The 22,443-nt window shown below is 71.5% G+C and carries 24 protein-coding genes; 12 read left to right on the forward strand and 12 right to left on the reverse strand.

Features of this window, described 5'->3' with window-relative positions:
* Positions 1-484 precede the first annotated feature (484 nt).
* The 3 genes from AB4112_RS12355 to AB4112_RS12365 all read left to right on the forward strand — a co-directional run bounded on the left by AB4112_RS12355 (position 485) and on the right by AB4112_RS12365 (position 2,489).
* Complete coding sequence (locus tag AB4112_RS12355) at positions 485-1,372, forward strand: LysR substrate-binding domain-containing protein (RefSeq protein ID WP_309793797.1); 888 nt, start codon at positions 485-487, stop codon at positions 1,370-1,372.
* 66 nt (positions 1,373-1,438) lie between these two features.
* Positions 1,439-2,170 carry an AzlC family ABC transporter permease gene (locus AB4112_RS12360; protein WP_441719958.1) on the forward strand — a complete coding sequence of 244 codons (732 nt, stop codon included), beginning with the start codon at positions 1,439-1,441 and terminating at the stop codon, positions 2,168-2,170.
* The gene (locus AB4112_RS12365; protein WP_441719961.1) at positions 2,163-2,489 is read left to right on the forward strand and encodes an AzlD domain-containing protein; all 327 of its coding nucleotides are present in this window, start codon (positions 2,163-2,165) and stop codon (positions 2,487-2,489) included. Before AB4112_RS12360 ends, AB4112_RS12365 begins: the two co-directional genes overlap by 8 nt.
* 9 nt (positions 2,490-2,498) lie before the next feature.
* Here the strand turns inward: AB4112_RS12365 and AB4112_RS12370 are convergent, their stop codons facing one another.
* On the reverse strand, positions 2,499-4,169 hold the full coding sequence (locus AB4112_RS12370; RefSeq protein WP_441719964.1) for a thiamine pyrophosphate-binding protein: 1,671 nt from the start codon (positions 4,167-4,169) through the stop codon (positions 2,499-2,501).
* Between the two features lie 180 nt (positions 4,170-4,349).
* Here AB4112_RS12370 and AB4112_RS12375 point away from each other — a divergent pair, with 180 nt between their 5' ends.
* Positions 4,350-5,357 carry a serine hydrolase domain-containing protein gene (locus AB4112_RS12375; RefSeq protein WP_441719967.1) on the forward strand — a complete coding sequence of 336 codons (1,008 nt, stop codon included), beginning with the start codon at positions 4,350-4,352 and terminating at the stop codon, positions 5,355-5,357.
* Between the two features lie 168 nt (positions 5,358-5,525).
* A complete protein-coding gene (locus AB4112_RS12380; RefSeq protein WP_441719970.1) occupies positions 5,526-5,975 on the forward strand; it encodes a Dps family protein in 450 nt (149 codons plus the stop codon).
* A 108-nt stretch (positions 5,976-6,083) separates the two neighbouring features.
* Here the strand turns inward: AB4112_RS12380 and AB4112_RS12385 are convergent, their stop codons facing one another.
* The 5 genes from AB4112_RS12385 to AB4112_RS12405 all read right to left on the reverse strand — a co-directional run bounded on the left by AB4112_RS12385 (position 6,084) and on the right by AB4112_RS12405 (position 12,265).
* On the reverse strand, positions 6,084-6,899 hold the full coding sequence (locus AB4112_RS12385) for an ABC transporter permease (protein WP_441719973.1): 816 nt from the start codon (positions 6,897-6,899) through the stop codon (positions 6,084-6,086).
* On the reverse strand, positions 6,899-8,131 hold the full coding sequence (locus AB4112_RS12390) for an ABC transporter permease (RefSeq protein WP_441719976.1): 1,233 nt from the start codon (positions 8,129-8,131) through the stop codon (positions 6,899-6,901). Before AB4112_RS12390 ends, AB4112_RS12385 begins: the two co-directional genes overlap by 1 nt.
* A gap of 184 nt (positions 8,132-8,315) precedes the next feature.
* A complete protein-coding gene (locus tag AB4112_RS12395; protein WP_309793805.1) occupies positions 8,316-9,353 on the reverse strand; it encodes an ABC transporter substrate-binding protein in 1,038 nt (345 codons plus the stop codon).
* Positions 9,354-9,400: 47 nt separating this feature from the next.
* The gene (locus AB4112_RS12400; protein ID WP_309793806.1) at positions 9,401-10,156 is read right to left on the reverse strand and encodes an SDR family NAD(P)-dependent oxidoreductase; all 756 of its coding nucleotides are present in this window, start codon (positions 10,154-10,156) and stop codon (positions 9,401-9,403) included.
* A 138-nt stretch (positions 10,157-10,294) separates the two neighbouring features.
* The gene (locus AB4112_RS12405) at positions 10,295-12,265 is read right to left on the reverse strand and encodes a bifunctional DedA family/phosphatase PAP2 family protein (protein ID WP_309793807.1); all 1,971 of its coding nucleotides are present in this window, start codon (positions 12,263-12,265) and stop codon (positions 10,295-10,297) included.
* A gap of 175 nt (positions 12,266-12,440) precedes the next feature.
* On the opposite strand from AB4112_RS12405, the gene AB4112_RS12410 reads away from it, so the two are divergent.
* Together AB4112_RS12410 and AB4112_RS12415 are read left to right on the forward strand one after the other, a co-directional pair.
* On the forward strand, positions 12,441-13,199 hold the full coding sequence (locus AB4112_RS12410) for a ChaN family lipoprotein (RefSeq protein ID WP_309793808.1): 759 nt from the start codon (positions 12,441-12,443) through the stop codon (positions 13,197-13,199).
* Positions 13,200-13,517: 318 nt separating this feature from the next.
* Positions 13,518-14,780, forward strand: a complete 1,263-nt coding sequence (locus AB4112_RS12415) for a hypothetical protein (protein WP_309793809.1) — start codon at positions 13,518-13,520, stop codon at positions 14,778-14,780.
* 61 nt (positions 14,781-14,841) lie between these two features.
* On the opposite strand, the gene AB4112_RS12420 is transcribed toward AB4112_RS12415, so the two are convergent.
* Positions 14,842-15,189 (reverse strand): VOC family protein, encoded by a 348-nt coding sequence (locus AB4112_RS12420; RefSeq protein WP_309793810.1) that lies wholly within the window; start codon positions 15,187-15,189, stop codon positions 14,842-14,844.
* A 32-nt stretch (positions 15,190-15,221) separates the two neighbouring features.
* Positions 15,222-16,115 (reverse strand): LysR family transcriptional regulator, encoded by an 894-nt coding sequence (locus AB4112_RS12425; protein ID WP_309793811.1) that lies wholly within the window; start codon positions 16,113-16,115, stop codon positions 15,222-15,224.
* Positions 16,116-16,209: 94 nt separating this feature from the next.
* Here AB4112_RS12425 and AB4112_RS12430 point away from each other — a divergent pair, with 94 nt between their 5' ends.
* The 3 genes from AB4112_RS12430 (at position 16,210) to AB4112_RS12440 (ending at position 18,118) form a co-directional block, all read left to right on the forward strand.
* Positions 16,210-16,842 carry a glutathione S-transferase family protein gene (locus AB4112_RS12430; RefSeq protein ID WP_309793812.1) on the forward strand — a complete coding sequence of 211 codons (633 nt, stop codon included), beginning with the start codon at positions 16,210-16,212 and terminating at the stop codon, positions 16,840-16,842.
* A 25-nt stretch (positions 16,843-16,867) separates the two neighbouring features.
* On the forward strand, positions 16,868-17,791 hold the full coding sequence (locus AB4112_RS12435; protein WP_309793813.1) for a DMT family transporter: 924 nt from the start codon (positions 16,868-16,870) through the stop codon (positions 17,789-17,791).
* Between the two features lie 114 nt (positions 17,792-17,905).
* Positions 17,906-18,118 (forward strand): DMT family transporter, encoded by a 213-nt coding sequence (locus AB4112_RS12440; protein ID WP_441719984.1) that lies wholly within the window; start codon positions 17,906-17,908, stop codon positions 18,116-18,118.
* Positions 18,119-18,145: 27 nt separating this feature from the next.
* Here AB4112_RS12440 and AB4112_RS12445 read toward each other — a convergent pair whose 3' ends face one another.
* Positions 18,146-18,412, reverse strand: coding sequence for a DUF1127 domain-containing protein (locus AB4112_RS12445; protein WP_441719987.1), 267 nt, complete (start codon positions 18,410-18,412; stop codon positions 18,146-18,148).
* A 206-nt stretch (positions 18,413-18,618) separates the two neighbouring features.
* Positions 18,619-19,191 (reverse strand): hypothetical protein, encoded by a 573-nt coding sequence (locus AB4112_RS12450; RefSeq protein ID WP_441719989.1) that lies wholly within the window; start codon positions 19,189-19,191, stop codon positions 18,619-18,621.
* A gap of 162 nt (positions 19,192-19,353) precedes the next feature.
* On the opposite strand from AB4112_RS12450, the gene AB4112_RS12455 reads away from it, so the two are divergent.
* Both AB4112_RS12455 and AB4112_RS12460 read left to right on the forward strand, forming a co-directional pair.
* Positions 19,354-19,881 (forward strand): MarR family winged helix-turn-helix transcriptional regulator, encoded by a 528-nt coding sequence (locus tag AB4112_RS12455; RefSeq protein WP_309793817.1) that lies wholly within the window; start codon positions 19,354-19,356, stop codon positions 19,879-19,881.
* The gene (locus tag AB4112_RS12460; protein WP_441719992.1) at positions 19,878-20,741 is read left to right on the forward strand and encodes a DMT family transporter; all 864 of its coding nucleotides are present in this window, start codon (positions 19,878-19,880) and stop codon (positions 20,739-20,741) included. The genes AB4112_RS12455 and AB4112_RS12460 overlap by 4 nt, the downstream gene beginning before the upstream one ends.
* Before the next feature lie 15 nt (positions 20,742-20,756).
* On the opposite strand, the gene AB4112_RS12465 is transcribed toward AB4112_RS12460, so the two are convergent.
* Positions 20,757-21,548 (reverse strand): SDR family NAD(P)-dependent oxidoreductase, encoded by a 792-nt coding sequence (locus AB4112_RS12465; protein ID WP_441719995.1) that lies wholly within the window; start codon positions 21,546-21,548, stop codon positions 20,757-20,759.
* Positions 21,549-21,609: 61 nt separating this feature from the next.
* Positions 21,610-22,443, reverse strand: coding sequence for a helix-turn-helix domain-containing protein (locus AB4112_RS12470; protein WP_441720155.1), 834 nt, complete (start codon positions 22,441-22,443; stop codon positions 21,610-21,612).

A 22,443-nucleotide genomic window follows, 5' to 3' on the forward strand; every position in this document is an offset into this window, starting at 1 on the left:
TAGACCCGATCGGGCCTGCGCAATCCGGAATTCGGCAAGGTTCAGTAGTCGACACTGCCCCTTCTCCACCGCTCGCTCTGGATATCAATATAGGACCGAAGCACGCGGATAATACTACTGGATTAAATATAATTTGGACCCGAAGCCTCGCCAATCGAGGTCTTGGCGCATCCTGCCTGAGGCCGATGCGCGCGCGTCACTCGTAACAGGGTATGCCCGCTTCGCCCTAAAGGCGATGCGGCTTTTGGACCGACTCGGGCCGGGCGGCACATATTTCCGCGCAAAATCGGGAAAATCGATCGATAGCCCAATTATCAGTGGCTTGATCGATCGACAGGATCCGCCGAAGGTTGTAGGCGGAGGTGCCCATGGCTCTCGCCCTCACGACCGGCTTCGGCCACCGATTCGTTCTCCCGCCCGGTCCGGTCCCCAGGCCTCCGGTCGCCGCCGGGGACTGCCCGGCTGCCGGCCCCGGGGTCGGGCCATGACCCTGGAGCAGCTTCGCATCTTCGTCGCGGTGGCCGAGCACATGCACGTCACCCGTGCGGCGCAGGCGCTGAACCTGACCCAATCCGCCGCCAGCGCCGCGATCCAGGCGCTGGAGGCGCGCCACGCCACCAAGCTGTTCCACAGGGTCGGCCGCGGCATCGCCCTGACCGATGCCGGCACCGCCTTCCTGCCGGAGGCGCGGGCGGTGCTGGCCCGGGCCGACCTGGCCGAGCGGGCGCTGAACGACCTGTCGGCGCTGCGCCGCGGCTCCCTGGCGCTGCACGCCAGCCAGACCATCGCCAACTACTGGCTGCCGCCGTTGATGCACCGATTCCGGACGCAGCATCCCGGGGTGCTGCTCGACCTCACCATCGGCAACACCACCCAGGTGGCGGAGGCGGTGACCGAGGGCCGGGCCGATCTCGGCTTTGCCGAGGGCGACCTCGACCTCGACCTTGAGGGCTTCGAGCATTCCAGCGTGCCAGGCGACCGGCTGGTACTGGTGGTCGGCGCCGGCCATCCCTGGGCGCAGGAGCGGATGATCGCCCCGGCGCGCTTCGCCGAGAGCGCCTGGGTGCTGCGCGAACGCGGCTCGGGCACCCGCCAGGTGTTCGAGGCGGCGCTGGGGCGGCTCGGGGTCGATTCCGCGACGCTGCCGGTGGCGCTGGAGCTGGCCAGCAACGAGGCGGTGCGGGCGGCGATCGAGGCCGGGGCCGGGGCGGGGGTGCTGTCCAGCCTGGCCGTCGAATCGGGCTTGCGCTTCGGCACGCTGCTGCGGCTCGAGCCGCATTTCCCGGCCCGCCGCTTCCGCGTGCTGCGCCACCCCGAGCACTACCGCAGCAAGGCGGTCGAGGCGTTCCTGGACGTGGTGGGATCGGTGTAGGCCGCGCAAGCCGTCCATGCCGGATCGGCATGCCGGGGCGCCGGACCGGCGTCATACAAGCGGATCATGCCCGCCGCGACCCGCAGCTATGCCTCCACCAGCGCCGCCTTCCGCGGCGGGGCGCGCGACATCCTGGGCGCGCCGCTGCTGGTGCTCGGCGCCTCCTATGTCGGCTTCGGCTCGCTGGTCCGGGCCAGCGGCCTCGACCTGTCCGTCGGGCTGCTCTCGACCCTGACCGGTTGGGCGCTGCCCGGCCAGATGGTGCTGATCGAGGCCTACGCCGTCGGCAGTTCGCTCCTGGCCATGATCGCCGCGGTGGCGCTGGTCAATGTCCGGCTGCTGCCGATGGCGCTTGTGCTGCTGCCGGGCTTGCGGGTGCCCGGCCGGCCGCGCTGGTGGGACTATGCCAGCGCCCATCTCGTCGCCATCACCGGCTGGGTGCAGGGCATGCGGGTGTGCCCGACCCTGCCGCCGGAGCAGCGGCTGCCCTATTTCGTCGGCTTCGCCGGCGTGCTGTGGCTGTCCTGCGTGGCCTGGACCGCGGTCGGCTACCACCTGGTCACGGCGGTGCCGGCCGCGGTCTCGCTCGGGCTGGTCTTCCTCAACCCGCTCTACTTCATCCTGGTGCTGACCGCCGACCTTCGGAACCGGGCGCGGCTCGGTGCCATGGTGCTGGGCGGGGCGCTCGGGCCCCTGCTGTACCGGGTCGATCCGGAATGGGGGCTGCTGGCCACCGGGCTGATCGCCGGCACCGCCGCCTTCCTGGCCGACCGGCTGTGGCGCCGCCGCCATGGCTGACGCCACACCCTGGCTGATGCTGCTCGGCGCCGCGCTGGCCACCTATCTGTGGCGCGGCCTGGGGGTCTATCTCGCCGGCCGGGTGGGCGAGGGCGGGGCGCTGCTCGACTGGGTCGGCTGCGTCGCCTACGCCATCCTGGCCGGGCTGATCGCCCGCATGATCCTGCTGCCGGCCGGGCCGCTGGCGGCGACCTCGATGCTCGACCGGGCCGGCGCCACCGCGCTCGGCCTGGCCGTGTTCCTGCTGTTCCGCCGCAACGTCCTGCTCGGCGTCTCGGCCGGAGCCGGGGCGTTGATGCTGATGGCGGCGGGGGGCTGAGCCTCAGCCTCAGCCCTTCGCCTGCTGCGCCGCGGCGCGGATCTGACTCATGCTCAGCCGCGGGGTGATCGCCTCGGGGTCCAGCTTGATCCAGATCAGGGCCGGCTTGCCGGCCGCGACCGCGCGTTCGAAGGCCGGCGCGAACTCCTCGGTCCGCAGCACGGTCTCGGCATGGGCGCCATAGGCCTCGGCCAGCTGGGCGAAGTTCGGGTTCCTCAGGTCGGTGCCGCTGATCCGGGCCGGGTATTCCCGCTCCTGGTGCATGCGGATGGTGCCGTACATGCCGTTGTCGATCACCAGGAACACCACGGCGGCGTCGTACTGCACCGCGGTCGCCAGCTCCTGCCCGTTCATCAGGAAGCAGCCGTCGCCGGCGGCGGCGATCACCACCCGCTCGGGGTGCTGCAGCTTGGCGGCGACGCCGGCCGGCACGCCGTAGCCCATCGACCCGTTGGTCGGCGCCAGCTGGGTGCGCCAGCCCCGGTAGCGGTAGAAGCGGTGGAACCAGGTGGCGTAGTTGCCGGCGCCGTTGCAGATCATGGCGTCACCGGGCAGCCGGCCGACCAGCCAGCGCACGATCTCCGACATCTGCACCGGGCCGGGCGACACCACCGGCTGCTGCCAGGCCTCGTAATCGGCGCGGGCGGCGCGCACCCATTCCCTCCGGGTGGCCAGGTCGCCGGCCGGGGCCAGGCCGCGCAGCGCCGCGGCGACGGCGGCGGAGCCAGCATTGATCGCCAGTTCCGGCTGGTAGACGCGGCCTAACTCCTCCGCCCCGGCATGGATGTGGACCAGCCGCTGGGCCGGCACCGGCACGTTCAGCAGCGTGTAGCCGCTAGTGGTCATCTCGCCGAGACGGGCGCCCAGCACGACCAGCAGGTCGGTGGTCTTCACCCGCTCCGCCAGCTTGGGGTTCGGACCGATGCCGACATCGCCGGCATAGTGGCCATGGTCGTTGTCGACATAGTCCTGGCAGCGGAAGGACACGGTCAGCGGCACCTCCCAGGCCTCGGCGAAGGCCTGGATGTCGGCGCGGGCCTGGGCGCTCCAGCCACCGCCGCCGAGCATCAGCAGCGGCCGCTTGGCCTCGGCCAGCAGGCCGCGCAGCCGCGCCAGCGCGCCGGCGCCGATCCCGGTCTCGACCGGGGTGAAGGGGCGCACGTCGGGGGCGTCGGTCGGCTCGACCAGCATGTCCTCGGGCAGCGCCAGCACCACCGGGCCCGGGCGGCCCGACGTGGCGGTGTGGAAGGCGTGGGACACCAGCTCGGGCACCCGGTCGGCATCGTCGATCTGCGCCGCCCATTTGGTCATCGAGGCGAAGACCTTGCGGACATCGACCTCCTGGAAGGCCTCGCGCTCGAACATGTCGCGGCCGACCTGGCCCATGAACACGATGACCGGCGAGCTGTCCTGCTGGGCCACATGGATGCCGACCGAGGCGTTGGTGATGCCGGGGCCGCGGGTGACGAAGCAGATGCCGGGCTTGCCGGTGGCCTTGGCGTAGGCGTCGGCCATGTAGGCGGCACCGCCTTCCTGGCGGCAGACCACGACCTTGATCTCCGGCACGTCGTGCAGCGCGTCGAGCACGGCCAGGTAGCTTTCCCCCGGCACGCAGAAGATGGTGTCGACGCCGTTCAGGCGCAGGGTGTCGACCAGGGCGCGGGCGGCGGTGCGGGACATGATGGCGACCGTTTCTTATGGGTGTTGCGCCGCCGGTCTAGCATGGGGCCGTGCGGCATCCAACCCGGCGCAGGGCTTCGCCCTGTCGCCCGGGGCGAGGCTCGGCGGACCGCCGCGGTCTTGCCGCCCCCGCCCGCAGCGTGCTCTAACGGCCCCTCCGCCCCGACGAGCCCCCGGTCCATGAGCCTCGAGACCCTCGCCGATCACGCCTTTGCGCCCGTGGCCCTGGCCCTGGAGGAGGGCCGGATTCCGGGTGCGGCCCTGGGCATCGCCACGGCCGACGGCCAGCGCGCGCTGCGCTGGGGCGGCGTTGCCACCACCCTGCCGAAGCCCGAGGCGCTGCAGCGCGACAACTGGTTCGACCTGGCCAGCCTGACCAAGGTCATCGTCACCGTGACCGAGATCCTGCGGCTGGTGGAGGAGGGGGTGGTCGACCTCGACGATCCCCTGTCGAAGCACCTGCCCGACGCGGCGCCGCTGCACGGCGCCATCCCGCTGCGCCGGCTGATCGACCATTCCAGCGGCCTGCCGGCGCAGGAGCGGATCTATCTCTGGCCCGGCCCGGCGGAACAGCGCCGCACTGCGGTGATCCGCCGCCACTGGCCGGTGAAGCCCGAGCCGGTCTATTCCGACATCAACTACATGCTGCTGGGCTTCGTGGTCGAACGCTGGCGCGGCGTGGCCTTCAACCAGCTGCCCGTCGGCACCGGCCTCAGCTTCGCGCCGCCGCCGGCGCAATCCGCCGCGACCGAGGTCTGCTCGGTCCGCAACCGGCTGCTGCGCGGCGAGGTGCATGACGAGAACGCCTGGTCGCTGGGCGGCGCCGCCGGCCATGCCGGGCTGTTCGGCACCGCGCGCGGCGTGCTGGACTTCGCGCTCGAGCTGCTGCGCGGCCGGCTGTTGAGCCCGGCGGCGATGGTCGAACTGTGCGCCCCGCAGGCCCCCGGCCGGGCGTTGGGCTGGGAGCGGCGGCATGCTGGCTGGAAGGGGGGGAGCCTGTGCTCGCCGCGCACCATCGGCCATCTCGGCTTCACCGGCACCGGACTGTGGATCGACCTCGACCGCGGCATCGCCTGGACCCTGCTGACCAACCGGGTGCATCCCAGCCGCGAGGTCGAGACCGGGATCCAGGACCTGCGTCTGGCGGTCGGCAACCGCATCGCGGCGCGCTGGCGCGACTGGGCCTGACCGATACCATTGCACGCTGGCGGCAACCCTGCTTTTTCCGATAAGGAGGGTTGATTGGCCCGATCCGGCGGATCGATTGGAACTCCGCCCGGCCGGGGCCATTCTATGATCCGTGACATCGGCCCGAGGGGCGGGCCGGAACGCTTCCGAAGAAGCAGGAGAAGGGTGATGAGCAAGGCCTCCAATACACCGGTTGTGGATGCGCTGAAGCAGGTGCTGGCGGATACCTATGCCCTCCAGATCAAGACCCAGAACTACCACTGGAACGTCGAGGGGTCGCATTTCCACTCGCTGCACCTGCTGTTCGAGGAGCAGTACAAGGCGCTGTTCGAGGCGGTGGACGAGGTGGCGGAGCGGATCCGCGCCCTGGGCGATTATGCGCCGGGCAGCTTCGAGGCCTTCTCCAAGCTGACCAAGGTGTCGCCGCCCAAGGACGGGATCGAGGGGATCGCGATGGTCAAGGACCTGGCCAAGAGCCACGAGCTGCTGTCCGACCAGGCCAAGGCGGCGCTGGCGGTGGGCGAGAAGGCCGGCGACGATTCGACCGTCGACCTGCTGACTCAGCGGATCACCTATCACGACAAGACCGCCTGGATGCTGCGCGCCACCGCGGCGTGACCGGGCGCCGGCTGCGGCCGGCGAAGCGAGCGGAGAGACCGAAGGCCCGGACGTCGTTCCGGACCTTTGCTTTTGGCTGAGGTCCCCGGTGCGGGAAGGCCTTGCGCCCTATCGCCGCGCTCGCAACCTCTCGCTCCGTCGCCGCAGCGCCTCGATCGCGATCAGCATCAGGGTCGAGACCACGATCAGGATCGTCGCGGCGGCGGTGATGGTGGGGGTGATGCTTTCGCGGATGCCGTTGAACATCTCGCGCGGCAGGGTGCGCTGGCCCGGCCCGGCCAGCAGCAGCGCCACCACCACCTCGTCGAAGGAGGTGACGAAGGCGAACAGCGCGCCGGAGACCACGCCGGGCAGGATCAGCGGCAGGGTCACCCGGAAGAAGGTGGTGGTCGGCTTGGCGCCCAGGCTGGACGCCGCCCGCGGCAAGTTCAGGTCCAGGCTTTGCAGCGTCGCGCCGACGGTGATGACGACGAAGGGGCTGGCCAGGGCGGTGTGCGCCAGGATCAGCCCGGCATAGCTGTTGGTCAGCCCGACCGCGGCGAAGGCGAAGTACAGCCCGACCGCCACGATCACCACCGGCACGATCATCGGCGACAGCAAGAGGCCGGTCAGCAGGCCGCGGAAGCGCAGCGGCGCGTGGTTCAGCCCCAGCGCCGCCAGCGTGCCCAGCACCGTCGCCAGCGCCGTGGTCGCGCTGCCGATGATCAGGCTGTTGGCCAGTGCCCCCATCCAGCGGTCGGAGGTGAAGAACTCCTCGAACCAGCGCAGCGAGAACCCGTCCAACGGATAGGTCAGGAACGAGCCGCCGTTGAAGGCCAGCGGGATGATCGCCAGGATCGGCGCGATCAGGAACAACAGCCCGGCGCCGCCCACCAGCCACAGCAGGGCGCGCCACAGGCGCAGGCTTTCCAGCAACCTGCCCATCAGCCCAGCCTCATCCGGTCGGCGCCGACCAGCCGGGCATAGACCGCATAGAGGGCGAGGGTGGCGGCCAGCAGCAGCAGGCCCAGCGCCGAGGCCATGCCCCAGTTGACCGTGCTGGTGGTGTAGAAGGCGATGAACCAGCTCATCATCTGGTCCGCCGGCCCGCCGACCAGCGCCGGGGTGATGTAGTAGCCGAGCGCCAGGATGAAGACGAGCAGGGCGCCGGCGCCGATCCCCGGCAGGGTCTGCGGCAGGTAGACCCGCAGGAAGGCGCCGACCGGCCGGGCGCCCAGCGAATAGGCGGCGCGCAGATGCGCCGGCGGGATCGAGCGCATGACGCTGTACAGCGGCAGGATCATGTAGGGCAGCAGCACATGGGTCATGGCGATCAATACGCCGACCCGGTTGTAGACCAGCTGCAGCGGTGCGCCCGCCAGCCCCAGCCCGGTCAGGATCTCGTTGACCACGCCGTTGGTCTGCAGCAGCACCACCCAGGCGGTGGTGCGTACCAGCAGCGATGTCCAGAACGGCAGCAGCACCAGGATCATCAGCAGGTTGGCGATCCGCGGCGGCTGCGTCGCCAGCAGATAGGCGACGGGGAAGCCGATCACCAGGCACAGCGCGGTGACGCTCAGGCTGATCAGGAAGGTGCGCAGGAACACGTCGCGGTAGATCGACTCCTCGGCCGGGGCCGAGACGACGGAGCCGGTGACGTCGCGGCGCAGATCGAGCGCGGCAAGCAGGTAGAAATCGGTGCGCGGCCCGGCGGCGCGGACGATCGAGGCCCAGGTCTCGGTCTCGCCCCAGGCGGGGTCGAGCGCGACGAAGGTGTCTCGCCAGGTCCCATTCGGCGCCCCCGGCAGCTTGCGTGCGGTGTTGGTGACGACCGTGCGATAGCCGTTGTGGTCGTAATTCAGGCGCCGGGCGGCGGTGGCGATGGTCTTGTCGGCCCGGGCCTGGATCATGTCGGCGGCCAGGGCGGCGAAGGCGTCCTCGCCGGGCAGGCCCTCGCCATGCCAGCTCGCCAGCGCCGCCACAGTGCGCGGCATCACCAGGGCCAGGTCCTGGTCGTCGACGGCGCGCCACAGCATGCCGGCGATCGGCACCACGAACACCAGCAGCAGGAAGACGACCAGCGGCGCGATCAGCAGCCAGGCCTGCACCCGCCGGCGCCGCCCGGCCCGGTGCAGCGACCGCCGGATGGTGGCGGAGTCCTGGGCGAGGGCGGTCATGATTGCGCCATCCTCCCCCTCCCCTTGCGGGAGGGGGGCAGGGGGAGGGGGCTGTCGATCGAAGGGAGCCGGCCGGGCCGGATCGTCTGTTCCTGCGGCGCGAACCCCCTCCCCCTACCCCCTCCCGCAAGGGGAGGGGGAGGATAGAAGGAGCGGCCGCCCCGAAGCTTCGGGGCCATCCTGCTTACTTCGCGGCCCAGGTGTTGAAGCGTTCGGTCAGGCTGTCGATGTTGTCGATCCAGAACTCGGCGTTCAGCGGAATCGCCTGGGACAGGTTGGCGGGGTTGGTCGGCAGGCCCGGCAGGTATTCCGCCGGGATCAGCGCCGTCGCCGCCTTGTTGGTCACGCCGTAGGTGATCTTGGTCGGCAGCTTGGCCTGGTTCTCCGGCTTGCCCATATAGGCCAGGAACTTGGTGGCCGCGTCGACATTGGGCGACCCCTTCAGGATCACCCAGCTGTCGATGGTGTACAGGCTGCCGTTCCAGACGATCTTGAAGTTCTTCTTGTCGGTGGCGTTGGCGGCGGCGATGCGGCCGTTATAGGCGGTGGTCATCGCCACCTCGCCCGCGGCCAGCATCTGGGCCGGCTGGGCGCCCGCGGTCCACCACACCAGGTTCGGCTTCAGCTCGTCCAGCTTGTGGAAGGCACGGTCCACGCCCGCGGGCGTCGCCAGCACCTTGTAGACATCGGCCGGGGCCACGCCGTCGGCCATCAGGGCGATTTCCAGATTGGTCTTCGGCCCCTGGCGCATCGCCCGCTTGCCCGGGAACTTCTTCACGTCCCAGAAATCGGCCCAGCTCTTCGGCCCGTCGGCGAATTTGTCGCCGTCATAGCCCAGGATGAAGTTGTAGACGATGGCGCCGACGCCGCAATCGCTGACCGCCGCCGGCAGATAGGCGTCACGGCCGCCGATCGCATCCCAGTTCAGGGGTTCGAACAGATTCTCCTCGCAGCCCAGCGCTAGCTCCTCGGATTCGACCTGGACCACGTCCCAGCTCGAATCGCCGCCCTCGACCTTGGCGCGCAGCACGCCGATGCCGCCATCCCAGCTTTCGTCATGCATGGGCGTGCCGGCGGCGCGCAGCGGGTCGAAATACAGCGCCTTCTGCGCGTCCTGATAGGCGCCGCCCCACGACACCACGGTCAGGTCGCGCGCCATGGCGGGCGCGGCAATCCCGGCCGCCAGCGCCACGATGGGCAGAAGACGGGTGAAACGGATCATATCTGGCACTCCCTGTTGTTCTTTTTAACGCGGCCGGGGAGGGAGGGTCAGACGTGCTGGCCCCCGTTGATGTGCACCTCGGCCCCGGTAATGTAGGATGAACCGCTGGTGCAGAGGAACATGATCGTGGCGGCGACCTCCTCCGGTTTGCCCAGCCGCTTCATCGGGATCTCGCTGTCGACCATCGCCTCGGTGCCCGGCGACAGGATCGAGGTGTCGATCTCGCCCGGCGCGATCGCGTTCACCCGCACGCCATGGGCGCCGAACTCATGCGCCATCTCGCGCGTCAGCGCCGCCAGCGCGGCTTTCGAGGTCGAATAGGCCGCCCCGGCGAAGGGGTGGACGCGGCCGCCGGCGATCGAGGTGACGTTGATGATCGACCCCTTCGCCGCCTTCAGCGGCTCGAACAGCCCGCGGGCCAGCAGCGCGGTGGCGAACAGGTTGACGTTGAAGACGTGCAGCCAGGTCGCGTAGTCGGTCGCCAGCACGCCCATGCGTTTGCCGCCGGCCAGCTTGGGCGAGATCCCGGCGTTGTTGACCAGGGCGTCCAGCTTGCCCAGCGGCAGCCGGGCCCGCAGCTCGTCCATGCCGCGCTCGAGATCGTTGACGTCGGACAGGTCGAGCTGGACGTGGTCCTCCTCGCCGGCATGCCAGGGGCATTCCTTGGAGAAGGCCTGGCGCGAGACGGTGATGACCCGCCAGCCGGCGGCGCTGAAGCGTTTCACCGTGGCATGGCCGATGCCGCGGCTGGCGCCGGTCAGGATCAGCGTCTTCGGCTCGTCCGTCTGGGCCGTGGTCGACATAACAACACCTGGTGTGACGGGGTCGATCTTGCGAACGGATCGCGTTTGTGATCATGGGGCGCGGCGCCGCATCCGTCCAGGGGCAGGAAGGTCTGGCGGCGTTGCGGGCCATGCTGCGGCGCGGTGCCGCAGCTCTGTCTAGGGCTGGGCCAGGACCAGCCCCGGCGCCGGTTCCGCGGCGTTCGGCAGGGCGCGCAGTTCCGGCAGGTCGGGCAGCGGGCCGTCATCCTGGTCCTCGACGGCGCTGAGCAGACCGAGCGGATGGCGGATGGTTTCGACCGCCGGCGCCCCCAGCAGGATCGCGCTCCCGCCCTCCAGCGCCACGCCGGAGGGCCACAGCCGCAGCACCTGGCGCGACAGGCCGCCGGCGGCGGGGCGGATCAGGGTCAGCGCCGGCAGGTGGCCGTCCTGCAGCACCGGCAGCACCGGCAGGGTGGCGGCATCCGCGCCGCCGTCCAGGAAGCCGGTCGCGGCCACCAGCCCCCAGCCGGTCGGTTCGCGCCAGCCGGACGGGGCGAGGGCTGCGGCCAGCGCCGCGGGCGGCCCGGCCCATTGCAGGCGGAACGGCTGCTCGACATCGCCGCCCAGGTCGGTGCGGGCCGGCGGCAGGCGGCGCCAGCCTTCGGCCCGCCAGTCGGGCGCGGCCATCGTCACCGTGGTGTCGCGGCGGGCATACATGGCGGCGGCGTCCGGATAGTTGGTCGCGACATGCCAGCCGCCGACCGCGGCCAGGGCCAGCAGCAGCACGCCGGCGAAGGCGCGCGGCCGGATCTGCCGGGCGTCGGAACGGCGGAACACCATGGCGAAGGCGATGGTCATGCCCAGGCCGAAGATCAGGCCGGCGGCGACATCGGATGGCCAATGCGCGGCGAGGTAGATGCGCGAGGCGCAGATCAGCCCGACCAGGGCGGCGGCCAGGGTCAGCGGCAGCGCCTGCCAGCGGCCGGGCAGGCCGCGCGCCACCAGCCAGCCCAGGATGCCGTACAGCACGGCGGAGAAGGCGGCATGGCCGCTGGGGAAGCTGAAGGCGTCGGCGCCGCTGTACAGCTCGGTCGGCCGCAGGATCTGCAGCCGGCCCTTCACCAGCGGCACGAAGCCGGCGGTGACGGCGACGGCGATGGCGACCCCGCCGGCCCGGTGCCAGGCGCGGCGCAGCAGCAGCCAGGCGATGGCGATCACCACCAGCGCCGTGATGGTGGTGCCGTCGCCCAGCATGGTGACCGCGGTCAGCACCGCGTCGCTCCAGGGCGTGCGCAGGCCCTGGATGAAGCCGCTGATCGCGGCGTCGGCCCGGGCCAGCTCGCCATGGGCCGCGACCAGCCGCAGCAGGTTGACGAAGCCGGCGACCAGGATCAGCACCAGGGCGCCGAGCAGCGCCATGACCCGCAGGTCCGGCGCCTCGGGGTCGAGCAGCCGGGCCAGCAGCTGGGCCGGCCGGCCGCCGCGGGCCACGGCCCAGCGATGCGCCGCCTGCTGCGCGCCGTCCAGCAGCGGCGCCAGCCGGCGCCAGGTCCAGCGGGTGGCGGCGATCAGGATCCACAGCGCCAAGGCGAGGACCACCACGATCGCGACCAGCCGGCCGCTGACCGCACCGAGGGTGCCGAGCGAGGCGCCGAGTAGGGCGCCGCCCAGGATGTGGGCCGGCGCCCAGACGAGGGCGGAGGCGATGTTGACGGCGTAGAACAGGCCGGGCCGCAGCCCCAGGGCGCCGGCCACCATCGGCACCATCGGCCGCAGCATCGGCAGGAAGCGGCCCAGCGCGATGCTCTTGCCGCCATGGCGCCGGAAGAAGGCCTCGCCGCGGGCGATCAGCGCCGGCGTGCGGCTGACCGGCCAGGTGCCCAGGATGGTGGCGCTGTAGCGCCGCCCCAGCTCATAGGACACGCCGTCGCCGATGATGGCGCCGGCGGTGGCCCATAGCAGGATCGGCCACAGCGGCAGGTGCCCCAGCCCGACCACGGCGCCGACCGCGATCAGGATCGGTGACCCCGGGATGAACAGCCCGATCACCGCCACCGATTCGGTCAGGGCGATCAGGAAGATCAGCAGGCCCGCCCATTGCGGGTGCTGGCCGATGAAATCCATCACGGCCTGGGTGATGCCGCTCACGCGCCCGCCCCGCGCCGTTGTGGTCCGCTCGCCGTCATCGTTGCTCCGTCACCTCGACCCGGGCCATATCGCGGCTTCCGCCGGTTTGCGCAACCCCCCGACGCCGGCCCCGACGCCGGTTGCGGCCCGGCGCCTCGTCTGCCACAGGGGAACCGTGATGGGATGGAGCGGCGGAATGCAGATGCGGCGGAAGAGCCTGGGGCTGGCATCGGCGGCCCTGCTGGGATGGCTGGCGGCCGGCTGCGCCGCGACGCCGGCCGCGCCCGTGGCGGTCCAGGCCGAAAGCGGCGTCGTCCTGCTCGGCGAGACCCATGACCGCGCGGCCGACCACCAATGGCAGCTGGCCCGGATCGAGGCGCTGTATGCCGGGCAGCCGCACCTCGCCATCGGGCTGGAGATGGTGCCGCGCAGCCGCCAGGCCGCGCTCGACGATTGGAGCGCCGGCCGGCTCGACGAGGCGCAGTTCCTGCAGGCGGTGGACTGGCAGAACTCCTGGGGCTTCGACTACGCCCTGTACCGGCCGGTCTTCGACTTCGCCCGGGTGCATCGGATCCCGCTGGTCGCGCTGAATGTCGACCGCACGGTGGTGCGCGCCGTGGCCAAGGACGGCTGGACAGCGCTGGCGGCCTGGCCGGATCTGGCGCTGGGCCGGCCGGCGGCGCCCTCGCCGGACTACAACCGCTACCTCGCCGCCGCCTTCGCCGGGCACGGCCAGGCCAGGGATGGCGACGCGCTCAACCGCGGCTTCGGCCGCTTCGTCGCGGTGCAGCTGCTGTGGGACCGGGCGATGGCGGTGCGCGTCGCCGCCGCCCGCGCCGCCGGGGTGCCGCTGGTGGTGGTGCTGGCCGGCAGCGGCCATGTCCGCGACGGCTGGGGGATCCCGCACCAGCTCCAGGACCTCGGCATCGCCAGCACGCCGCTGGTGGCGCCTTGAGAGTGTCAAAGGGCCTCGGGCCTCAACTCTTGCTGTCATTGCCCGGCTTGACCGGGCAATCCAGGGGGCCACCGAGAGCCGCTCTGGCCGCCCCTGGATGCCACGGTCAAGCCGTGGCATGACAAGTGAGAGGCGTGGGTGTCTTTGCCCTCAAGAAATTCAGCCGAATAGTGGTCGAATTTCGGCGATTTCAAGAAATTCGCGTCTTGACGCTCTCAACATCAAAGTGAACGTGACTCACGTTTCCTTGGAATGGTTTCCATGGCAAGGTCTGCATCTCGGTCTGGTTTCATCTGGCCGCAGGACCCTGGAGACTCCATGACTGGAATGCGATCGAGGATGCCGGTGCGGCTGGCCGCCATGGCCTTCGCCATCGGCGTCGCTGCGCTCACGGCGGCGGGGCCGGCCGCGGCGGCCACGCCGGCCGAGCTGGCGCAGAAGCACCTCTATGCCGGGACGATCGCCGAGGGCGACAAGGCCCTCACCGCCATCCTGGCGAAGAAGCCCGACGACGCCGAGGCCATCGCCGGCCTCGGCATGATCCGCCTGGCCCGGGCGGTCGAGCATTTCAGCCAGTCGCTGTACCGCTTCGGCTTCCAGACGCCCCAGGAGCTGGGGATGGAGGTGCCGCTGCTGGCCATGCCGGTGCCGCTGAACCCCAAGCCGGAGGAGATCCATTACGAGGATGCCCGCGCCATCCTGCAGACCCTGGTCGACGACCTCGCCTTGGTCGACCAGACGCTGGAGCCGCTGGGCGACCGGCCGGTCAAGTTCCCGGTGGCGATGGGGCGGGTGCGGCTGGACCTCGCCGGCAAGGGGCAGGGCAGCACCACCCTGTACGACGTCTACAACGCCGTGCTGCTGGGCGGGCAGGGCGACCGCGCCAATGCCGGCAAGCTGACCATCGCCTTCGACACCGGCGACGTGCTGTGGCTGCGCGCCTACACCCATGTCCTGCGGGCGGGCGCCGAATTCCTGCTGGCGCGGGACTGGCACCGCAGCTTCGACGCCGCCGGGCACATCCTGTTTCCGCGCTCGGCCTCGCCGCTGGCGGCGGCGCTCAGCCAGCCGACCCAGCAGATGTTCACCGCCGAGGACGGCAAGATCGCGGATGGGATCGCCTGGATCCATCTGATCAACTGGCCGGTGGCCGAGCCCGACCGCCTGCCGCGGGCGCGCGAGCATCTCAAGGCCGCGATCGGGCTCAGCCGCGAGATGTGGGCGTCGATCCGGGCCGAGACCGACAACGACCGGGAATGGCTGCCCAACGCCAAGCAGACCAGCCTGATCCCCGGCATGACCATCACCGACGACCGCATCGACACCTGGATGGCGCTGCTGCAGGAATCCGACGCGGTGCTGGACGGGACCAAGCTGCTGCCGCACTGGCGCTTCGACCAGGGCTTCAACCTGCGCAAGCTGCTGGAGTCGCCACAGCCCTTCGACCTCGTGCTGCTGCTGACCGGCACCGACATGGTGCCCTATCTCGAGGACGGCCCGGTCAGCGACCGGTCCTTCTGGGACTCCATGGACAACGCCTTCGAGGGCCAGTTCCTGAGCTTCGCCGTCTGGATCAACTGACGGCGGGAGGGGCGGGCGGCGGCGTGGGGGCGCCGCCGCCCGTTCAATCAATGCGCCCCGTTCAATGGGCCAGGATGTTGACCAGGCGGCCGAAGGGATCGCGGATATAGAAGCGGCGCACGCCCCAGGGCTCGTCTGCCGGGCCGTATTCGATCGGCAGCCCCAGCTCCAGGGCGCGGCGGTGAACCGCGTCGACGTCGTCGACCTCGATCGACAGATCCGGGACCGGCGTGCCGGAGCCGCCCTCGCTCATCACGCTGACCTGCGGCGCCATCGCCTCATCCGAGGCAAAGGTCAGGATCCAGCCGAGATCCATGACCAAGCGGAGGTCGAGCAGGCCGCCATAGAACGCCTGCGCCAGCGCGACGTCCCCGGTGGCGATGTTGGTAACGATGCGCTTCACGGCCATCCGATTCCTCCCGGGCTTCGGCACCCAGCTTGTCACGCCGGCCGCCGGCCCTCCAGCAGGTCGCGCTGCCGTGCCAGGGCGGCGGCCATGAACTCGGTGAAGGCGCTGACCCGGGCGGTGCGGCGCAGATCCTCATGGGTCAGCACCCACAGCGCGGTGCTGTCGGGGGCGCTCGGCACCGGGATCCGGACCAGCCCGGGCGCGCTGTCGCCGAGATAGCAGGGCAGGGCGGCCAGCCCCAGCCCGGCCAGGGCGGCGCGGCACATCCCGACCAGCGAATCCGTGCGCAGGGCGACCGTCGCGCCGGGCACCGCCTGCCGCATCCAGCGGGCGACGCTGGACCCGGCCAGGCTGTCGTCCGGTGCCACCCAGGGCCGCCGCGCCAGGTCGTCCGGCCCGGCCGCGTGTCCGGCGGCGGCGTAGACGGCGAAGGCCACGGCGGCGATGCGGCGGCCGACCAGCGTCTCCGGCGGGTCCGGCACCGGGCGGATCGCGACGTCGGCGTCGCGCCGGGTCAGGTTGGCCAGCAGGTTGGCGGTGGTGACCTCCAGCCCGATGCCGGGATGCAGGTCGCGGAACTGGGCCAGCAGCGGCGGCAGGATCGACGCCATCAGCGTGTCGGCGGTGGCGACCCGCAGGGTGCCGTCCAGCCGCAGGTCCTGGCCGGCCAGCCGGCGCTCCAGCGTCTCGACCGTCGCCGCCATGCCGCGGGCGGCCGCCACCATCTCCTCGCCGCCGGCGGTCAGGGCATAGCCGCCGGGCAACCGATCGAACAGCCGCAGGCCCAGCCGTTGCTCGAAGCCGCCGACCCGCCGCAGCACCGTGGTGTGGTTGACGCCCAGCCGCCGCGCCGCGCCGGCCAGCGAGCCGGATTCGGCCACCGCAAGGATGGTGTGCAGGTCTTCCCAGTCGAGGCGGCCATCCATGACGATCTCTGTGCGTGGGCGCAGACAGATCCTGCAATATCACAGATCGAACTGCATCGGTGCACGGATCATCTTCCCGGCAGAGGAGACCGAGATGACACCGATCCAGCTCTACACGTTCCAGACGCCGAACGGGCACAAGGCCTCGATCATGCTCGAGGAGACCGGGCTGCCTTACGACGTGCATGTCGTCGACATCGAGCACGGCGACCAGCACGCCCCGGCCTTCCTGGCCCTGAACCCGAACAACAAGATCCCGGTCATCACCGACCCCGACCGCGGCCGCACCGTGTTCGAGAGCGGGGCGATCCTGCCCTATCTCGCCGAACGGTCGGGCCGGCTGCTGCCGGCCGATGCCGGCGAGCGGCTGACCGCGCTGCAATGGAGCCTGTTCCAGGCCGCCCATCTCGGCCCGACGCTGGGCCAGCTGTGGAACTACAAGGTCTTCGCGGCCGAGAAGATCCCCACCGTCATCGGCCGCTTCGAGGCCGAGGCGGCGCGAGTGCTCCGGGTGCTGGACGGCACGCTCGGCCGGCGCAGCCACCTGGCCGGCGAGGCCTATGGCATCGCCGACATCATGAGCTGGCCTTGGATCCATGCCGGGCTGATGCATCTCGGCCTCGACCTCGACTCCAGTCCCAATCTGCGCCGCTGGTACGACGCCATCGCCGCCCGCCCCGCCGTGCAGCGTGGTCTGCGCGTGCCGGTGCTCGACAGCCAAGATTAACTGAACGACCGGTCAGGGAATTGTCATGGAAACGCTCTTCATCCCGATCGCGCTGCTGGCCGGCGGCCTGCTCGCGGTGCAGGCCGGCGCCAACGCTCAGCTGGCCAAGGCCACCGGCAGCCCCTTCGCGGCCACGGCGCTGCAGCTGTCGGTCGGCACCAGCCTGCTGCTGCTGGTGGCGTTGCTGACCGGCACCCTGTCGGCCCTGGCCGGCCTGCCGGGGGTGGTCTGGTGGCATGCCATCGGCGGCACCGCCAGCGCGGTCTATGTGGTCTCGACCATCCTGCTGTTCCCGCGGCTGGGAGCGGTGGTCAGCGTCGGGCTGTTCATCGCCGGCCAGATGCTGGCCTCGTTGGGGCTCGACGGCTTCGGCCTGCTCGGCCTGCCGGCGGCGGGATTCGATGCGGCCGCGGTCGTCGGCACCCTGCTGGTGCTGGCCGGGGCCGCGGCGATCGTGCTCGGCCAGGCCGGCGGGGCGGCGGCCCCCGCCCTGTCGAAGCCCGGCTGGATCCTGCTGGCCCTGGCCGCCGGCGCGGTGCTGCCGGTGCAGGGGGCGGTCAACGCGCTGCTGCGTCGGGACCTCGGCGCGCCCTTCGCGGTCGGGGCGGTCAGCTTCCTGGTCGCAACGCTGGCGATGGCGGCGGTGCTGCTGTTGGTGCTGGCGCTGACCCGCCAGCCGCGGCCGAAGCTGGGCGGCGTGGCGGCGATGCCATGGTGGGGCTGGCTCGGCGGCTTCGCCGGTGCCGCCTATGTCACCACCGTGTTCACCGCGATCCCGGCGATCGGCGCCGCCGCGGCGGTCGGGCTGACCGTCGCCGGCCAGCAGGTCGCCTCGGTGTTCGTCGACCGCCATGGCTGGTTCCGGCTGCCGCGCCGCCCGGTCTCGGCGCTGCGCCTCGCCGGCGTGCTGGCCCTGCTGGCGGGCGTCGCCGTGATCAAGCTGGCCTGAGGAGGATGCGATGTCCGCTTCGCTCGCCTGGACCCTGCTGGTCCTGTCCGGCATCGCCGACGTGGTGTGGGCCGTGACCACGAAGGTCTCCGACGGCTACAGCCTGCCGCCTCCGTGGTCGCCCTGGTGATCTTCCTCGGGCTGCTGACCCAGGCGCTGAAGGTGCTGCCGCTCGGCACCGCGTATGCGGTCTGGACCGGGATCGGCGCCGTCGGGTCGGTCGCCGCCGGGCTGCTGCTGTTCGGCGAGGCGCTCAGCGCCGCGCGCCTCGCCGCCATCCTGGTCATCCTCGGCGGCGTGGTGGCGCTGAAGCTGCTGCCGTCCTGAGGCCGGCGGGCCGGCGCGCGGCCGCGGTCACCACGACCGTGGCCGCGCCTCGTCGTCCAGGATGAACGAGACGTTGGCGCCGGGGCCGTTGCGCCGCAGGCCGATGTCGCGCAGCTGATGGTCGCTCAGCTCCGACAGGCGCTGCTGGTCGCGCCGCGTGCGGCGGGCTTCCGAGATCGCGTCGCCCAGGCCGGCCAGCGCGACCTGGACGAGGTAAAGATAAGTCCGGCGTCGTGACGGGAACGGCAAGACGCCGTGGTGGCGAGATATCGGTCGTGCCGAGTGGAACGCCATGGTGTGGTCTCCAACCCCAATGGTCTGAAGTGGATCGGCATCCTCGTGCCGACCCTGCCTTCAGGGCGCCCAATCTCGTCCGGATCTGTTGCGCCAGGATTTCCGCGGGGGAAGAGTTCGGTTACCGGTGCAACCGATTTTCTGTCGGTTTTCACGGAACCGTCTTTTTGCAGCTGCGGGCCGGCGAGGGCCGCAGCCCTCGCCGCTCACATCCCGCCGCGGGCGCAGATCGCATGCACCAGCCGGTCGAGGAGGATCTCGGTGTCGTCCGCCTTCTGCACCATCGCGATCGCCCAGTCGCAGCCCGACAGCGCGAAATGCTGCCGCCAGCCGGCCCGGGCGCGTAGCCCCGTGAGGTCGAAGGACTGGGACCCGCCCATCTCGGCATGGCCGCCGCCGATCGACTCGCCCAGGCTGAAGGGGCCGTCGTGGTCGAACGGGTACAGGTACACGCCGTAGACGTGATGGGTCGGATGCGCCGCGGTCGGCGCCTGGTTGCGGTAGCCGGCGCGCAGCTCGTGCCGCCGCAGCTGGTTGTCCGACATCGGCACTGAGGCATCGTACAGGAAGGCGGCATCCAGGGCGCCGATCCCGTCCCAGCGCACTGCGGCGGCGTCGTAGGTGAGCCTCTTGAGCACATTGGGGTAGGCGAGGGCCGAGAAGCCGTCCCGCCCATAGACCTGCTGGGCCCTGAACAGCCGGAACCCGCCCTCCGCGAACGCGATCGCCAGCCGCCCCTGCTCGTCGGGCACCACCCGGCGGATCGTCGGCGGCGTCACCGGCGCCGCCTGGCGATGCGCATGGGGTCGGAAACGGCAGGCTTGATCATCGCGCCAAAGGTCGCGCTTCGATGCGTCGGAGGCAAGGGAGGCGCCATCGCGCTGGCGAAAACAATGCCGATATGATTTCATAATGAAATCAATTTGCCGCCGGAGCGCGCCATGCCCACCCGCCCTTCGATCCCGACGCCTGCCGCCCCGGCGCTGGAGCTCGGGCGCTGGCTGCCCTACCGGCTGTTCGTCGTCGCCGGCCGGGTGGCGGAGCTGCTGGAGAGCTTCTACGGCCCGCGCTGGGGCATGGGCCTGCCGGCCTGGCGCATCCTGGCGGTGGTGGCCGACCGGCCGGGCGTCAGCGCCCGCGAGATCGCGCGGGCCTGCGGCCTCGACCCGGTCGCGGTCAGCCGCGGCATCGCCCAGCTGGCCGCCCTCGGCTTCGCCAGGCGCGAGGCCGCCGCCCAGGACCGGCGCTACGCCTCGGTGACGCTGACCGCGGCGGGCGAGGCCGCCTTCGCCGAGATCGCTGGCTTGGCGTGGGCGATCGAGACGCGGCTGCTGGCCGCGCTGCCGGAGGCGGAGCGGGTGGCGCTCGACCGCACCCTCGACCGGCTCGACACCGCCAGCGGCAAGATGGTGGGCGCCGGCTGGCGGGCGCTGCTGGCGGAGGCGGGCCCGGAGGGGGCGGGGCCATGACCGCGCTGCTGTTCCTCGCCACCGCGCTGCTGTGGGGCGGCGGCGCGCTGGCCACCGCCCTGCAGGCCGGGTCGGTGCCCGCGACGGTCTCGGTCGGCTACCGCATGGCGCTGGCCGGGCTGGTGATGCTGGCGATCGGTGCCGCGACCGGCACCCGGCTGCGGCTGGCCCGTGCCGACCTGCCCTGGGTGCTGCTGCAGGGCGTGCTGTTCTTCGGCCTCGCCTTCATTGCCTTCTATAGCGCCACGCGGCTGATTCCGAGCGGCCTGGCGGCGCTGGTGCTGTCGCTGTCCGCGGTCTTCGCCGGGCTGCTCGGTCGGCTGTTTCTGGGCACCGCGCTGACGCCGCGGCTGCTGGTCGGGCTCGGCTGCGGCGTGCTTGGGGTCGCCATCGTCTTCGGCGGCGATCTCCGGGCGGTGGCGGCGGACGGGCGCACCCTGGCCGGCCTCGCCTGGGCGGCGGTCTCGGCCCTCGCCACCGCCGGCGGCACCATCCTCGGCGCCCGCAACCAGCGGCGCGGCGTGCCGATCCCGGCGGTGATGGGCTGGGGCGCCCTGACCGGCGCCGCCGCCGCTTTCGCCTGGTCGGCCGCGGCCGGGGCGGATTTCGCCATCGACCCGTCGCCGCGCTACCTCGGCAGCCTGGCCTACCTCGCCATCGCCGCGTCCTGCGTCACCTTCCTGATGTATTTCGACCTGGTCCGCCGCATCGGCCCGGCCCGCACCGCCTACACCCTGGCGCTGGTGCCGGTGGTGGCCCTGGCGCTGTCGGCCGGCTTCGAGGGCCTGGCCCTCGGCCCCGGCCTGCTGCTCGGTGCCGCCACCATCCTGGCCGGCAACGTGCTGGTGCTGCGCGGCTGAGGTTCGGCGGGCCAGCTACTGCGCCAGGAAGCCGCCGTCGCAGCACAGGTTGTGGCCGAAGACGAAGCTCGCGGCGTCCGAGGCCAGCCAGGCGACGGCCTCGGCCACCTCCTCGGGCTGGCCCATCCGCCGCGCCGGCAGCCCGGCGGCGACGGCGCCCATGTCGGCGATCTTCGAGGCCAGCATCATCGGCGTGACGATGCGGCCGGGCGAGACCGCGTTGATCCGGATGCCCAGCGGCGCGTATTCCATCGCCGCCGAACGGGTCAGCGAGATCGCCGCCGCTTTGGAGGCGGAGTAGAGGGCCAGGCCGGGATTCGGGTTGCGCACGCCGCTGACCGAGGCGTTGTTGACGATCACCCCGCCGCCTTGGCGCAGCATGATCACGATCTCGGCCTTCATGGCGTGGAACAGCGCGCGGACATTGCTGGCGAAGGCGGTCTCGAAGGCCTCGTCCGGCTGCTCCGCCAGCGGTGCCCGCGGCTCCTGCCAGCCGGCATTGTTGAAGGCGATGTCGAGCCGCCCGAAGCGCTCGACCGCGGCCTCCACCATCGCCTGCACCTCCGCCGGACAGGTGACGTCGGCGCGGAAGAACCCGGCGGCCGGGCCGTGGGCGGCGCAGGCAGCGGCGACCGCGTCGCCCCGCGCCGCGTCGCGGCCGACCACGAGAACGGAGGCGCCGCGCCGGGCGAAGGCCAGGGCGGCGGCCCGGCCGATGCCGGAGGTGCCGCCGGTGACCAGCGCCACCTTGCCCCGCAGCGTCGGCGGAAAGGGCGTCTGAGGGTTGTCTTGGCTGATGTCATCCATCCGCTCAGCCTGGCGGTGCGGCCCGGTCCGGTATTGGCGAAAATTGCGGCCGGGCCGAGGCTCACCCCGCCATGGCGGCCGCGTAGTGGCGTGGGGTGATGCCATGGGCGCGCTTGAAATGGCGGGTCAGCGCGGCCTGGTCGTAGAAGCCGGTGGCGAGGGCGACCTCGGCGATCGGCAGGCCTGCGGCCAGCCCCTGCGCGGCGGCCTGCAGGCGGATCTGGGTGAGGTAGGCGTGCGGCGTCAGCCCGGCGGCCCGCTTGAACAGCCGGATCAGCTGGAACGGGGTCAGGCCGGCCGCTGTGCCCAGTTCGTCGAGCGACAGCGGCTCGGCATGGCGGTCCCGCATCAGGGCGACGGTGGCGCCGAACACGGTGCGGTCGCGCGGCGCCACCGGAACGCGGTGGCCGATATCGGCATGCCGGCGGATCAGCGCCCCGAAGCTGCCGACCAGAAGCTCGCGCTCCAGCAGCGGGTCGCGGCCTTCGCCCAGGGCGCGGTGCAGCGCCAGGAAGGCGGCCACCAGGTCGGGGTCGGTGAACAGGTTGCGGGTGAAGTAGGGGTCCGCATCGACGCCCAGGGTGGCCATGACCGCGGTGATGGCCGGCGGCGACAGGTAGAACGAGCGGTAGCGCCAGCGGTCGCTGCGGCCCATCCGCCCGGAATGTGGCTCGGCCGGGTTGAACACCAGCAGCGCGGTCCGCCCCGCCTCCTCGGTGCGGCCCTGGCTGTTGAACTCCGACCCGCCCAGCTCGGTCACCGCGACCACCAGCGCCTCATGGAAATGCGGGGCGTAGTCGTGGCGGGTGAAGTCGGCGTGCAGCAGGTTCAGGCCGGGCAGGCGGCGATCATGCCAGTAATGGGTGCGGTTGTGCGGATCGACGCGGGCCAGGAT

Source organism: Inquilinus sp. 2KB_23, assembly GCF_052115705.1.
GTDB lineage: Bacteria > Pseudomonadota > Alphaproteobacteria > DSM-16000 > Inquilinaceae > Inquilinus > Inquilinus ginsengisoli_A.